The organism is Sphingomonas sp. 8AM, assembly GCF_902506455.1.
GTDB lineage: Bacteria > Pseudomonadota > Alphaproteobacteria > Sphingomonadales > Sphingomonadaceae > Sphingomonas.
Genome location: NZ_LR733844.1, coordinates 908,111 through 922,259, shown reverse-complemented (window position 1 = coordinate 922,259; position 14,149 = coordinate 908,111). Strand labels below are relative to the sequence as shown.

The following is a 14,149-nucleotide window of genomic DNA, read 5'->3' as shown; positions in this document are numbered from 1 at the left end:
CATCTTCCGATCCCGCCATGCGCCGGCTTCCGCCCCTCACTGCGATCGAGGCCTTCGTGGCCGTCGCGCGACTCGGCTCGATCAAGGCCGCGGCGCAGGAGCTTGCGCTGTCGCCTCCGGCACTTAGCCGTCGCATCCAGACGCTGGAGCGATTCATCTCGCGGCCGCTGTTCGATCGTCGCCATCAGGCGATGGTGCCCAATGGCGATGGCGAACGGCTGCTGGCCGCGATCGCCCCTGCGCTCGACGGGATGTCCGACGCGATCGAGGGGATGACCAGTGGTAATGACGTGCTGCGGCTGCGGCTCGGCGTGCTGCCGCTCTATGCGTCGCAGCGGCTGTTCCCGCGGCTGGGCGAGCTCCGCGCCGCGCATCCCGAGCTTCACCTCGATATCGATACCGGCGGCAACGCGCTGGCGCGACTCGGCGAGGGGCTCGACGCGGTGATCGTCGTCGCGCGCGATATCGATCCGATGCTCTATTCTGAGCGGCTCGACCGCAACATGGTGTACCCGATCGGTGCGCGCGCGTTGCTCGACGGGCAACATCCACTGCGGTCACCCGAACAGATGCGCGAGCATAGTGTACTGCTCCACCGCGACATGCCCGACACCTTCGCGGCGTGGAGCCAGGCGGCGGGCTATCCCGGGATGGAGCCGGTCGCGATCGACTATTTCGATACCGGCGTACTGATTCTGGAGGCCGCGGCGCAGGGGCTCGGCGTCGCGTTCATGCACGAGAACCACTTCCAGGACGCCAACGACCCGCGGCTGGTGCGGCTGTTCGATATCGATGTGACCAGCCCGTACAGCTACTGGTTCGCGTGCCGTCCGCGCGCGTTGCAGACCAAGCCGGTTAAGATTTTCCGCGACTGGCTGATCCGCACGTTGCGCGAGGGATAACCGCCTCCGTCATTCCCGCGCAAGCAGGAATCCCGACGCGCGGGTTCTCGCAAGAGTTGCTAGCGCCCGAGATACGTCGGCCGATCGACGTTCAACGGGCACCCGCCTTCTTTCGTCATCCCGGACTTGATCCGGGATCCCGCTTTTCCCGACGTTACCCAAGAAGCGGGGCCCCGGATCAAGTCCGGGGCGACGAACGAGGGGGCGATTGCTCAATAAATCAAGCGGCCTTCGCCGACACGATCTTGCCCGGGTTCGCGGGCGGCTCGCCCTTCGGCAGCGCGTCGATCAGCTCCATGCCCTCCGTCACCTGCCCCCACACGGTGTACTGCCCGTCGAGGAAGCGGGCATCGTCGAAGCAGATGAAAAACTGCGAATTTGCCGAATTCGGGTCCATCGTCCGCGCCATCGAGCAGGTGCCGCGCACATGCGGCTCCTTGGAGAATTCCTGCTTAAGGTTCGGCTTCTCCGACCCGTGCATCCCGGTGCCGGTCGGATCGCCGCCCTGCGCCATGAAGCCCGGGATCACGCGGTGGAACACCACGCCGTCGTAAAAGCCCTCGTTGGCCAGCTCGGCGATGCGCGCGACATGCTCGGGGGCGAGGTCGGGGCGCAGCTTGATCGTCACGTCGCCGCCGTCCAGCGTCAGGGTCAGCGTGGAATAGGTATCGGTCACAGGCAGTTCCTTTCTTGCCGTATGTGCGCGCCCCTATCGGTCCCGCGCCCGGCTGGCAAATGCGCGACACCCGCGCTAGGTGCCCTTCTGTCCGACGCGAACGAGGGAGCCGGCAGATGAGCGAGACCGAGCTGCGCGACGCGTACGAGGATCAGGACGATCGCGAGGAGCGGCTCGACGAGGACGACCGGCTGAAGCCCGAGTTCGTCCGCGCGGTACTCGACGCGGTCGAAGCCGGCGACGTCGCCGAGGCGCACGCGCTGGTCGAGCCGCTCCACCCCGCCGACATCGCCGATCTGTTCGAGCTGACCCCCGAGGACTGCCGCCGCGATCTCGCCGCGGCGGTCAGCGACCTGCTCGACGCCGACGTGTTCGCGGAGATGAACGACTACGTCCGCGAGGCGCTGATCGACGCACTCGACGCGCGACAGGTCGCGGACATCGCGAGCGAACTCGATACCGACGACGCGGTCGCGATCATCGAGGACATGGAGCCGGAGGACCAGCGCGAGGTCCTGCGTGCGATGGAGCCCGACGATCGCGCCGCGATCGAGGAGGCGCTGTCCTATCCGGAGGAATCGGCCGGCCGCCTCATGCAGCGCGATCTGGTCGCGGTGCCCGAACATTGGACGGTCGGCGACGTGCTCGACTATCTTCGCGCCGACGAGACGCTGACCACCGATTTCTGGGAAATCTTCGTCGTCGATCCGACGCACGAACCGGTCGGCACCTGTTCGCTGAGCTGGATCCTGCGCACCCCGCGCAGTATCGCGATCGCCGACGTCATGCAGCGCGAGCAGACTTTGATCCCGGTCGATATGGACCAGGAAGAGGTCGCGCTGCGCTTCCAGAAATATGCGCTGATCTCCGCCGCGGTCGTCGATGGCTCGGGGCGGCTGGTCGGGATGATCACGGTCGACGACGTGGTCCACATCATCCAGCAAGAAGCGGGCGAGGACGCGCTGCGGCTGTCGGGCGCGGGCGAAGGCGACATCAACGAGCCGATCCGCCTGACCGTCCGGACGCGGCTGACGTGGCTGCTCATCAACCTGCCGACGGCGATGATCGCCGCGACGGTGGTCGGGCTCTTCGACGAACGGATCGCGCGCTTTGCGGTCCTTGCGCAATTGATGGGGATCGTCAGCGGGATGGGCGGAAACGCGGGCACGCAGACGCTCGCCGTCGTCGTCCGCGCGCTCGCCACCAACCAGCTGACCGGCTCGAACACGATGCGGATGATCGTCCGCGAACTGCGGATCGCCGGCAGCAACGGCGTCGGGCTCGGGCTGCTCGTCGGCGCGGGCTCGTATCTGTGGTTCGGCAATCCGGCGTTGGCGCTGGTGTTCGGGCTGGCGCTGTTCATCAACAATATCGTCGCCGGGCTGGCGGGCGTGCTGGTGCCGGTGACGCTCGACCGCTTCGACGTCGATCCGGCGGTGGCCTCATCGGTGTTCGTGACGACCTGCACCGATTCGCTGGGGTTCTTCACCTTCCTCGGGCTGGCGGCGATGTGGGGCCTGGGCGGGTAACCCAAGGTGCGGCCGACGCATCGTTCGCCCCGAGCTTGTTGAAGGGCGTGCCCCGGCGCACGTGCTTCGACAGGCTCAGCACGAACGGTAGAACCGCGGCGCGCTGAACAACGCCGTTACCGCTCGCGCGTCGCCGCGAATTTCACCTTCGGATAACGGTCCTGCACATAGCCGACCTCCCACGCGCTCTTGGCGAGGAAGACCGGATTGCCGTCGCGATCCTTGGCCATCGCCGCGCGGTTCAGGTCGGTGAAGTTTTTCAGCTCGGCGGGATCCTCCGCCGAGATCCAGCGCGCGGTGTCGAACGGCGCCGGCTCCAGCCCCGCGGCGACCTTATACTCCGCATCGAGCCGGCTGAGCAGCACGTCGAGCTGGAGCTGCCCGACGACACCGATAATCCAGTTGCTGCCGATCTCGGGATAGAAGACCTGCGTCACGCCCTCCTCGGCCATGTCATCGAGCGCCTTGCGCAGCTGTTTGGTCTTGGTCGGATCCTTGAGCGCGACGCGGCGCAGGATTTCGGGCGCGAAGTTCGGCAGCCCGGTGAAGCGCACATCGGCCTTCTCGCTCAACGTGTCGCCGACGCGCAGCGTACCATGGTTGGGGATGCCGATGATGTCGCCCGGATACGCCTCGTCGGCGACCTCGCGATTCTGCGCGAAGAACAGGATCGGCGAATGGACCGCGATTGGCTTGCCATGCCCCGTCGGCGTGAGCTTCATGCCGCGCTTGAAAGTGCCCGAGCACAGCCGCATGAATGCGATCCGGTCGCGGTGCTGCGGGTCCATGTTCGCCTGCACCTTGAAGACGAAGCCGGTGACTTCCTTCTCGTCCGGCGCCACCGGTGCGGGCTCGGCAGGCTGCGGACGCGGCGACGGCGCGTACTCACTGAGCGCCGCGATCAGGTCGGCCGGGCCGAAATCCTTGAGTGCCGAGCCGAAATAAACCGGCGTGAGGTCGCCGTTGCGATACGCCTCGGCGTCGAAAGCGGCGTAGCCGGCCTGCGCCAGCTCGATCTCCTCGGCGATCGCCTCGGGCAGCATCGGCGCCTCCTCGGTCTTGCCCTGAAACAGGCGGCTGTCGCCTTCCGGGCGTGCGATGTGGTTGGTCGACAGGTTGAGAATGCCCTCGAATGTACCACCCATCCCTACCGGCCACGTCATCGGGCAGACGTCGAGCGCCAGCATGTCGGCGATCTCGTCGAGCAACTCGAATGTCGGGCGCCCCTCGCGATCGACCTTGTTGACGAAGGTGATGATCGGCACCGAGCGCAGCCGGCAGACCTCGAACAGCTTGCGCGTCTGCGCCTCGATGCCGCGCGCCGCGTCGATGACCATGATCGCCGAGTCGACCGCGGTCAGCGTGCGATAGGTATCCTCGCTGAAATCCTCGTGCCCCGGCGTGTCGAGGAGGTTGAAAGTGATGCCGCCGCTTTCAAAGGTCATCACGCTGGAAGTGACCGAGATGCCGCGCTGCTGCTCGATTTTCATCCAGTCCGAGCGCGCACGCCGGTTCTGCCCGCGTGCCTTGACCTCCCCTGCGAGATGGATGGCACCGCCGAAATACAGCAGCTTTTCGGTCAGCGTCGTCTTGCCCGCGTCCGGGTGGGAGATGATCGCAAAGGTACGGCGGGGAGACGTCATGCGGGTTCCAGCGGTTCGGGCAAGCGCCGCGATCCCGCGACGATGTGGAGCGCGCGAATAGCAGGATGGCGGGCGGAGGGACAGAGGCGGGTGCGACGACCACCTGTCAGCCAACGCCTGACCCGTGGCCGGTTTCGTCAACATAAGGCGAGCCGCCGGATCAAGTCGAGGCGGCGGCATCAGCAGGCCAAACGACAACGGCCCGCCCGACGTTAGTCGGACGGGCCGCCGTTCGTTCGCAAGAACCGGTCTGCTTAGCTGCCCGACTCGAGGTTCACGGCCGCATACTTGCCGCGACGATCAACCTCGATCTCGAAGCTCAGGCGATCGCCCTCGTTGAGGGTCGGCATGCCGGCACGCTCGACGGCCGAGATGTGCACGAACGCATCCGGCTGGCCATCGTCGCGCTGAATGAAGCCGAAGCCCTTCATCGCGTTAAAGAACTTGACGGTACCCGTCGCCTTCTCACCGGTCAGCTGACGCTGGGGAGCACCACCGGCGCCCGCACGCGGACCGCGATCGGCACCACGGTCGCCGAAGCCGCCCTCACGCGGAGGCGCACGATCGGTGACCGCCATCGGCTCGCCGTCGATCTTCAGATCGGTCGCCGAGACACGGCCGCCGCGGTCGACGAGCGTGAAGCCGAGCGGCTGGCCCTCGGCGAGGCCCGCCAGGCCCGCCTGCTCGACCGCCGAGATGTGCACGAACACGTCCTCGCCGCCGTCATCACGGACGACGAAGCCGAAGCCCTTCTGCGCGTTGAAGAACTTGACCACGCCGGTGCCCTCGCCGACGACCTGCGGGGGCATGCCGCCACCGCCGCCACCGAAGCCGCGACCACCGCCGCCGCCACCGCCGAAGCCGCCACCGCCGCCGCCGCGGAAACCACCGCCGCCGCCGCCGCCGAAGCCGCCGCCACCACCGCCGAAGCTACGACCGCCGCCGAAACCGCCGCCGCCACGATCTTCGAAGCCGCCGCCGAAGCCGCCGCCACCGAAACCACCGCCGCCGCCGCCGAAATCGTCACTGCCGCCGCCGAAACCATCGCGCTTGTCGCGCCCACGCCCGCCGCGCTGCCCGCGGCCGCCCTTGTCGTAACCCATAACCCTGTTCGTCTTCCCGGTCCGCCCGATAACTCTCATCAGGGCCACGCGCAGGACGGCGAACGCGGCTCCCCTGGGCACAGGACCTACTGCGCCTCAACGCCCGCTATAGACCATCTTACGTCGCGCTGCGAATCGTTTTGCGCATCTTTTCAAGCAATGACCGGCAAGCGCCGCGGATCGGTCGCATTGTTGCCACGTTCCGTCGCTCCGCCCTTTGCGAGTCACGAAGCGATTGAGCCCGACGGGCTGCCTCGTTACAGGCCGGATATGACTGTACATCTGCATGAAGAAGACCTGCCGGGCGACGTGTTCGCCGCAGGCGCCGCGATTGCGGTCGATACCGAGACGATGGGGCTCATCACCCCGCGCGACCGGCTGTGCCTGGTGCAATTGTCGGATGGCGGCGGCGACGAGCATCTCGTGCGCTTCTCGCCGGGCAGCGACTATGCTGCGCCGGTACTGCGCCAGGTGCTCGCCGACCCCGCACGGCTGAAGCTTTATCATTTCGGCCGCTTCGACATTGCGGCGATCCGTCACTATCTCGGCGTCGTGGCCGCACCGGTCTATTGCACCAAGACCGCGTCGCGGCTGGTGCGCACCTACACCGACCGGCACGGACTGAAGGAGCTGGTGCGCGAATTGCTGGGTCAGGACATCTCGAAGCAGCAGCAATCTTCGGACTGGGGCAGCCCGGTGCTGAGCGATGCGCAACGCGATTATGCCGCCTCCGACGTCCGCTTCCTGCACCGCCTGAAGGAAGAGCTCGACCGGCGGCTGGCGCGCGAGGGCCGCACCGAACTGGCGCAGGCGTGTTTCGACTTCCTGCCGGCGCGCGCCGAACTGGATCTGGCGGGCTGGCCGGAGGTGGACATCTTCGCGCATGTCTGACGTCGCGCTTCGCGTCCGATCGGAACGGCACCGCTGGGCACAGCCCGGCGGGCGGCACGATCGCGTCATCGCACTCGCCAACCGCGGGTTGCCGGTGTCGATCGGCGTCTTGTTCGCGTTCCTGGTCATGGCGCCGCTGACGATGGGCGGCGACGCGTCGTTCGTGCTCGACAAGAACCGTGTCGAGGTCGCCAAGGAACGCATGAAGCTGCGCGAGGCGCGGTATCGCGGCACCGATGCCAAGGGGCAACCATTCGAGCTCGACGCGGGCTCCGCGGTGCAGAAAAGCTCCGCCGAGCCGATCGTCCGCATCGCGGGCATGGCGGCGGCGATCCGGCTGTCCGATGGCCCTGCGACGCTTACGGCGCCGACCGCACGCTACGACATGGATAGCGAGCAGGTGAATGTCGACGGCCCGATCAAGGTGCGCGGGCCGAACAACTACACGCTCGACACCGACAATGCGGTCGTCGACCTGAAATCGCGTCGCCTGCGCTCCACGGGCGCGGCGACCGGTACCGTGCGCCAGGGCACGTTCCGCGGCGACCGGATGAGCGCCGACCTAGAGGCGCGCTCCGTCACGCTCGACGGCAATGCACGCTTGCGGTTTACCCCTAGAAAATAGAGAAGCCCCGCATGTTGCGCCTTGCCGCCGCCCCCGCCCTGCTGATGTTGCTCGCCGTCCCCGCGGCGGCGCAGACGCGGCACGACACCGCCGCGCCGATCGATTTCGGCGCGGACCACATCGAATTGCAGGATCGCGCCAATCGCGCGGTGTTGTCCGGCAACGTCAAGGTGCGGCAGGCGGAAATGACGCTGACCGCGCAGCGGATGACCGTTGCCTATACGGGTCAGGTCATCGAGGGCAATCCGCAGGTGTCGCGGCTCGATGCCAGCGGCGGGGTGACGGTGGTGCGCCCCGACCAGACCGCGCGCAGTCAGTTCGGCGTCTATGATCTTAACCGCCGCGTCATCACGATGCTGGGTTCGGTCAAGCTGATGCAGGGCGGCAACACCGTGAACGGCGGGCGGCTGACGATCAATCTCGACTCGGGTCGCGCGGTGATCGACGGCTCGTCCGTGGCCGGCGGCGCGGCGGCAGGAACGGGCGGGGTCACCCAGGCGCCGAACGGACGCGTCACCGGGACCTTCTCGGTGCCCAAGCGCAACTGATGCAGCGCGAAAGAAACGTCAGGGGTTCACGCCCGTGCCCGCTTCCTGCATGAATCCTGCCAGTCGGGGCGGCATTGACGAAGCGGTAACCCTGTTCTGAGAGAGCGACAGACGATGGACGGCATCACGACAGCGCTGGATCGCGACGGTCTCGACCGGGTGGAGCCGATCCACGAGGCCGAGCTGGGCAGCGGGCTGCAGGTCGTATCGATCGCCAAAAGCTATGACAAACGCGTCGTGCTGACCGACGTGTCGGTAACGGTCGGGCGCGGCGAGGTGATCGGGCTGCTCGGCCCGAACGGCGCGGGCAAGACGACATGCTTCTATTCGGTGATGGGGCTGGTGAAGCCCGATTCGGGCCGGATCATGCTCGACGGCGACGATATCACCGGCTTGCCGATGTACCGTCGTGCGATCCTGGGCCTCGGCTATCTACCACAGGAAACATCGATCTTCCGCGGGCTGACGATCGAGAAGAACATCCTGACCGTGCTCGAACTCGCCGAGCCCGACGCGGCGGCCCGGACTGAAAAGCTGGAGAAGCTGCTCGGTGAGTTCGGGCTGACGCGGTTGCGCGACGCACCGGCGATGGCGTTGTCCGGGGGCGAGCGCCGCCGCGCCGAGATCGCGCGCGCGCTGGCCGCCGATCCGTCGATCATGCTGCTGGACGAGCCGTTCGCGGGGATCGACCCGATCTCGATTGCCGACATCCGCAATCTGGTCTGCCAGCTCAAGGATCGCGGCATCGGGGTGCTGATCACCGATCACAACGTGCGCGAGACGCTCGACATCGTCGACCGCGCGTACATCATCTACGACGGCAAGGTGCTGTTCACCGGCAGCCCGGAGGAACTGGTGCGCGACGAGAACGTCCGCCGGCTCTATCTGGGCGAGGATTTCGCGCTGTAGGCATGGTGGCAGGCGCGCTCGCCCTTCCCCATTTGTCGCCCCTGCGCAGGCAGGGGCCCATCTCTGCCGATTTCTCGCGGGTAGCCTGACACATGCGCCGTCAGCCCTGGGTCGCGGTCATCTACACATTCGATAGCCATAGGTCCCTGCCTGCGCAGGGGCGATGGTTCAAAGCGTCATGAGCCTCGCGCCGCGCCTCGACCTGCGCCAGTCGCAATCGCTCGTCATGACGCCGCAGCTTCAGCAGGCGATCAAGCTGCTGGCGCTGAGCAACCTCGAGATCGAAGGCGTGATCGCCGAGGAACTCGAACGCAACCCGCTGCTGGAGGCGACACCCGGCGGCGACGATGCGCCTGAGGCAGCGCCGGTAGATACCCCGACGCGCGACGAGCCGGCGGGGGCCGACGAACTTGTCGTCGCGGGTGAGGCGACCGGCGAGGCGCTCGACGTTGACATCGCCGCCGAACGCTTCGACGATTCGCCGTCCGATCACGCCGGTTTGTCGTCGAGCGTGGCCCCGGCCAGCGGCTCGGGCGAGGCGCCTGATCTCGACGCCTTCGCCGACACCAGCGAGAGCCTCGCCGACGTGCTGCTCGCGCAGGCGGGCGCGGCGTTCGACGAGGCGGAGATGTTCATCGCGCGCGCGTTGATCGACCAAATCGACGAGGCAGGCTATCTGCGCGCCGACATCGCCGAGCTTGCGCAGCGTCTGGGCGTTCCGGTCGCTCGCGTCGCCGCCGTGCTGACGATCATCCAGCGCTTCGAGCCGACCGGGGTCGGCGCGCGCGATCTCGCCGAATGTCTCGCGATCCAGGCGCGCGAGGTCGACCGCTACGATCCGTGCATGGCGCGGTTGCTCGATCATCTCGACCTGCTCGCGCGCGGCGACCTGACGCGGCTCAAGCGGCTGTGTCAGGTCGATGACGAGGACATGGCGGACATGATCCGCGAGCTGCGCGGCTATGATCCCAAGCCCGGCTGCCGCTACGGTGGCGAACCGCCCGCGCCGGTGATCCCCGATCTGTCGGTGACGCGCACCAAGGCCGGCTGGGCGATCGAGCTGAACGCCGCGACGCTACCGCGCGTGCTGGTCAACAAGGGCTATTACAGCAAGCTGGCGGGCGGCAAGCAGGACAAGGCGGGCAAGGCGTGGCTTGCCGACAAGCTGGCCAGCGCCAACTGGCTGGTCAAGGCGCTCGACCAGCGGCAGCGGACGATCGTGCGCGTCGCGACCGAGATCGTGAAGCAACAGGAGGCGTTCTTCCTGCGCGGGGTCGCGCATCTCCGCCCACTGACGCTGCGCCAGATCGCCGAGGCGATCGACCTCCACGAATCGACGGTCAGCCGCGTCACCAGCAACAAATATCTGAGCTGCGCACGTGGCGTGTTCGAGCTGAAATATTTCTTCACCTCCGCGATCGCCGCTGCGGACGGCGGCGATGCCGTGTCGGCCGAGGCCGTGAAGAGCGCGATCCGCGCGCTGATCGCAGGGGAAGGCGATACGATCCTGTCCGACGACACGCTGGTCGAGCAGCTAAACGCCAAGGGCTTCGACATCGCGCGCCGCACCGTCGCCAAATATCGCGAGTCGATGGGCATCGGCAGTTCGGTGCAGCGCCGCCGCGCCCGCGCGCTGCAACGCGCCTGAGCGTCAGCCGACCGGCCCCGAGTGTCAGCCGACCGGCCCCGGGCGTCAGCCGACCGGCATCGTCTTTGCGGCCGGCTCGCACTCAGCCATCGCCTGTTCCTCGCCCTCGTGAGGTGCCGCGGGTAGCTTGCTGCGCCGCCAGCCGCCGTGGCGATAGAAAGCGATCATCATCAGCATCGACCCGATCGATCCCGCGGGGAAGCTCCACCAGATCGCATCCGCACCCCACGAAGGTTCCAGACCGGCCGCCATGCCGAGCCGGAGCGGGAACATCGCCAGCGCCAGGATTACCAGCGGCCCGATTACCGCGCCGTTCGCGCGCACCGTCGCCGACAGCACCATCGACACGCCGAACAGCACGAAGCTCCACGCCGCGATCAGGTTGATCCGCACCGCGATGTCGACCGCGCCGCTGTCCTGCCCGAGGAACAGCCACAGCACGTGGCGGTCGAGCAGCGTCAGCAGCACGACCAGCCCGCCGGTCAGCGCCAGATTGGTGATGATGCCGACGCGCGTGATCCGGTCGACCCGCGACCACGCCCCCGCGCCGATATTCTGCGCTGCCATCGCGCTCACCGCCGCGCCGACGGCCATCGCCGGCATCTGGATATAGGTCCAGAGCTGGTTCGCCGCGCCATAAGCCGCGGTCGTGGCGGTGCCGTGGCGGTTGACCAGCCCGATCATCGCCAACGCCGAGGTCGAGACCACCAGCATCTGCAACCCCATCGGCACGCCCTTGGCGACGATCGTCCGCAGCAGTGCGGGATCGGGCAGGACGTAGCGCCACTCCGCGCCGCGCAACCGGATCGGCAGGTCGCGCCGGTAGATGTAGACGAGCAGCGCGAGCAGCGAGACCGTATTGGCGATCAGCGTCGCAGTCGCCGATCCCTCGATCCCCAGCGCCGGGATCGGGCCGAGGCCGCGGATCAGCAGCGGGTTGAGCGCAACGTCGATCGCCGATCCCAGCGCCATGAACTTGAGCGGGGTGATCGAGTCACCCGTGCCGCGCAGCGCCATCGTCAGCAGCACGGCGACGAAGCCCGGCACCATCGCGACGAAGATGACGCGCAAATAGGCGAGCGCGAGCGGGTAAACCTCCGCCGGCGTCGCCAGCACGCGCAGGATCGCGGGCGCGGCAAGCAACCCCAGGACCACCGTGACGATCGACAACAGCGTGAACAGCCCGACCGACGTGCCGAGCACGCGCCGCACCGCGTCGAGGTCGTGGCGCCCCATGTTCTGGCCGATCATGATTGTCGCGGCCATGCCGAAGCCGAACACCGCCGCGATCAGCAGGAACATGATGATATTGGCGTTCGTGGTCGCCGCCAGCGCGCGATCGCCGAGAAATTGCCCGATCCAGATCGCGTTGATCGAGCCGTTGAGCGATTGCAGGATGCTGGAGCCGAGCGTCGGCAGCGCGAACACCAGCAACGTTCGCCCGATCGGACCGGTCGTCAAATCCTGTTGCGGTCCGCGCGCCATCTCTTGTCCCCTCGTCGTGCCGCCTTAGCGCGCAGACCGCGGCAACGACAGGGGGTGGATCAGCGGCGCTCGCGATCGCCGGCGTCGCGGTCGCGCAGATCGGCACCGGCGTTTTCGAGCGCAGCGCCCGCGCGATCGCGGGTCCGGTCACCGTGGCGGCGGACTTCGTCCTCCAGCCGGTCGGACGCGTCCGAGATCCGGTCCGCCGCGCGATCGATCTGCTCCGCGGCAAGGCCATCGACGCGGTTGGTGACGTGATCGGAAAGGCGGTCGGTCAGACTATCGACGCTCTGCACGACATTGTCGGAGGCACGCTCGATGTCGGACGCAATCGCATTGCCGGTGCGCTCGGCATGATCCTCGGCGCGATCCGAGCAGGCGGCGAGCGCCAGCGCGGCGAGCGGAACGAGCAGGGCGAGCGGCTTCATCGTCTTTCTCCGTGGCATGGGCACGGTTAATCGCCGGAGCCGCGGCTTTGTTGCGTCACGCCCCCACGCAGCGCGCGGCCGATCTGCGCGAAAAAGGCGTGGCTGCTCGCGCTGCGCTCGACGTCCCATTCCGGATGCCATTGCACCGCCAGCACATCCGCACCGTTCGGCCGGGCGGCAACCGCCTCGATCACGCCATCGTCGCTCGACCACGCCTCGACGGTCAGCCCGCCGCCGAGCCGCTCGATCGCCTGTTCGTGGACCGAATGGACCGACAGCCGCTGCTCGCCGGTCAGCGCGGCCAGTGCGCCGTCTGTGGCGAGCTCCACCTCGTGGCGATGATCGAAGAGCGCGGCGTAATCCGACTGGTCCCAGCCACCGCGCAAATGCCGCCCGCAGCAGCGCTCGGTCGAGAGCGTGCCGCCGAACAGCACGTTGATCTCCTGCATGCCGCGGCAGATGCCGAACACCGGCTTGCCCGCCGAGATCATCGCGTCGGCCATCGTCAGTGCCACGTCGTCGCGCTCGCGGTCGAGCACGCCGCCATCCTCGTCGCTGGGCGCGCCATAGCGGGTCGGCGCGACATTCGAGCGTGACCCGGTCAACAGGATCCCGTCGAGATACTGGGTCAGCGACGCGACGTCGCACAATCCGGCGATCGCCGGGACCAGCACCACACACGCTTCCGAAACTCGCGCGAGCGGCGCGACGAAGCGGCTGGCCACGACCTGCACCGGGCGCTGCACCGTCTCGTTGCAGCATAGCACGCCGATGACGGGCTTGCGCGGCTCAGCCATCGTGGGGACGCCAGTCCGTCGCGTGATCGTGCACCCGCGCTTCGGGCTGCACGACCAGCTGGCCCGGCGGCACGTCCTCCAGCAGCCAGACATTGCCGCCGATCATCGCCCCCGCGCCGATCGTCACGCGCCCGAGAATGGTCGTACCGGCATAGATCACGACATCGTCCTCCACGATCGGATGCCGTGCGTAACGCGTCCGGGGCCGGTCTGGATCATCGCCGCGCGGCGTCCGCGCACCCAGCGTGACGTGCTGATACAGCCGGACGCGCGCGCCGATCACCGCGGTTTCGCCGATCACCACGCCGGTGCCGTGATCGATGAAGAACGACGCCCCGAGATCGTTGCGCCTGGATGGATGTCGATCCCGGTGCGCTCGTTTGCGAGCTCGGAGATCAGTCGCGCGACGATCGGCGCGCCCAGTTCATAAAGCGGATGCGCCAGCCGGTGGTGGAGGCTGGCGATCGCGCCGGGGTAACAGACGAGGATCTCGTCGGCGCTGCGCGCGGCGGGGTCGCCGAGGAAGGCCGCCTCGACGTCGCTGTCGATCAGCCGCCGGATCTCGCCGAGCCCGGCGAGGAACAGCCGCACGATCGTCGCCGGCTGGTCGCGGTCGAAGGTGCCGCTGCTCGCCTCCGCCTGCCAATAGCCCAGCTCCGCGGCGACCTCGCGCTCCAGCTCGGTCGCGGCGGCGAGCAGCTTGGCGGCGACGAAGCCGTCCTCCTCGGCGGGCGCGCCGCGGAACTGGCCGAGCCGGCGGGGGTAGAGCGCTGCGGCGAGCAGCTCGATCACCCGCTCCAGCGCGCCACGCGACGGGAAGCTGGTCGTGTCGCGCCCGTCGTCGTGCCGCGCCCGCCACGCGCCGCGCGCGGCGCGCAAGTCGGCGACGGCGTCGGCTACCGGGACTGTACTGCGTTGATCGGTCATGCGCGCTCCTCGTTCGGAGACCAGCATATCCCATCATT

13 protein-coding genes and 1 pseudogene are annotated in these 14,149 nt (G+C 67.8%); 7 read left to right on the top strand and 7 right to left on the bottom strand.

Annotation, left to right across the window (positions count from 1 at the left end):
* Positions 1-17 precede the first annotated feature (17 nt).
* On the top strand, positions 18-902 hold the full coding sequence (locus tag BACI71_RS04640) for a LysR substrate-binding domain-containing protein (protein ID WP_159755660.1): 885 nt from the start codon (positions 18-20) through the stop codon (positions 900-902).
* Positions 903-1,122: 220 nt separating this feature from the next.
* Here the strand turns inward: BACI71_RS04640 and BACI71_RS04635 are convergent, their stop codons facing one another.
* Positions 1,123-1,578, bottom strand: coding sequence for a peptidylprolyl isomerase (locus BACI71_RS04635; protein ID WP_159755657.1), 456 nt, complete (start codon positions 1,576-1,578; stop codon positions 1,123-1,125).
* A 116-nt stretch (positions 1,579-1,694) separates the two neighbouring features.
* Here BACI71_RS04635 and mgtE point away from each other — a divergent pair, with 116 nt between their 5' ends.
* Positions 1,695-3,107, top strand: coding sequence for a magnesium transporter (mgtE, locus tag BACI71_RS04630; RefSeq protein ID WP_159755654.1), 1,413 nt, complete (start codon positions 1,695-1,697; stop codon positions 3,105-3,107).
* A gap of 116 nt (positions 3,108-3,223) precedes the next feature.
* Here mgtE and BACI71_RS04625 read toward each other — a convergent pair whose 3' ends face one another.
* Both BACI71_RS04625 and BACI71_RS18120 read right to left on the bottom strand, forming a co-directional pair.
* Positions 3,224-4,750 (bottom strand): peptide chain release factor 3, encoded by a 1,527-nt coding sequence (locus BACI71_RS04625; protein WP_159755651.1) that lies wholly within the window; start codon positions 4,748-4,750, stop codon positions 3,224-3,226.
* 254 nt (positions 4,751-5,004) lie between these two features.
* Entirely contained in the window at positions 5,005-5,853 is an 849-nt protein-coding gene (locus BACI71_RS18120; protein WP_159760862.1) for a cold-shock protein, read from the bottom strand.
* A 270-nt stretch (positions 5,854-6,123) separates the two neighbouring features.
* Here BACI71_RS18120 and BACI71_RS04615 point away from each other — a divergent pair, with 270 nt between their 5' ends.
* The 5 genes from BACI71_RS04615 to rpoN all read left to right on the top strand — a co-directional run bounded on the left by BACI71_RS04615 (position 6,124) and on the right by rpoN (position 10,474).
* Complete coding sequence (locus BACI71_RS04615; RefSeq protein WP_159755648.1) at positions 6,124-6,744, top strand: ribonuclease D; 621 nt, start codon at positions 6,124-6,126, stop codon at positions 6,742-6,744.
* Complete coding sequence (lptC, locus tag BACI71_RS04610) at positions 6,737-7,369, top strand: LPS export ABC transporter periplasmic protein LptC (RefSeq protein ID WP_159755645.1); 633 nt, start codon at positions 6,737-6,739, stop codon at positions 7,367-7,369. The genes BACI71_RS04615 and lptC overlap by 8 nt, the downstream gene beginning before the upstream one ends.
* Positions 7,370-7,380: 11 nt before the next feature.
* Positions 7,381-7,917, top strand: coding sequence for an LptA/OstA family protein (locus BACI71_RS04605; RefSeq protein WP_159755642.1), 537 nt, complete (start codon positions 7,381-7,383; stop codon positions 7,915-7,917).
* A 114-nt stretch (positions 7,918-8,031) separates the two neighbouring features.
* Positions 8,032-8,826, top strand: coding sequence for an LPS export ABC transporter ATP-binding protein (gene lptB, locus BACI71_RS04600; RefSeq protein ID WP_443018447.1), 795 nt, complete (start codon positions 8,032-8,034; stop codon positions 8,824-8,826).
* A 178-nt stretch (positions 8,827-9,004) separates the two neighbouring features.
* Positions 9,005-10,474, top strand: a complete 1,470-nt coding sequence (rpoN, locus tag BACI71_RS04595; protein ID WP_159755639.1) for an RNA polymerase factor sigma-54 — start codon at positions 9,005-9,007, stop codon at positions 10,472-10,474.
* A 45-nt stretch (positions 10,475-10,519) separates the two neighbouring features.
* On the opposite strand, the gene BACI71_RS04590 is transcribed toward rpoN, so the two are convergent.
* The 4 genes and pseudogenes from BACI71_RS04590 to epsC form a co-directional block, all read right to left on the bottom strand.
* Positions 10,520-11,959 carry an MATE family efflux transporter gene (locus BACI71_RS04590; protein ID WP_159755636.1) on the bottom strand — a complete coding sequence of 480 codons (1,440 nt, stop codon included), beginning with the start codon at positions 11,957-11,959 and terminating at the stop codon, positions 10,520-10,522.
* 59 nt (positions 11,960-12,018) lie between these two features.
* Positions 12,019-12,387 carry a hypothetical protein gene (locus tag BACI71_RS04585; protein ID WP_159755633.1) on the bottom strand — a complete coding sequence of 123 codons (369 nt, stop codon included), beginning with the start codon at positions 12,385-12,387 and terminating at the stop codon, positions 12,019-12,021.
* A gap of 26 nt (positions 12,388-12,413) precedes the next feature.
* Positions 12,414-13,184, bottom strand: a complete 771-nt coding sequence (locus BACI71_RS04580) for a gamma-glutamyl-gamma-aminobutyrate hydrolase family protein (protein WP_201297292.1) — start codon at positions 13,182-13,184, stop codon at positions 12,414-12,416.
* Positions 13,177-14,111: pseudogene (epsC, locus tag BACI71_RS04575) on the bottom strand (serine O-acetyltransferase EpsC). Before epsC ends, BACI71_RS04580 begins: the two are co-directional and overlap by 8 nt.
* Positions 14,112-14,149 lie beyond the last annotated feature (38 nt).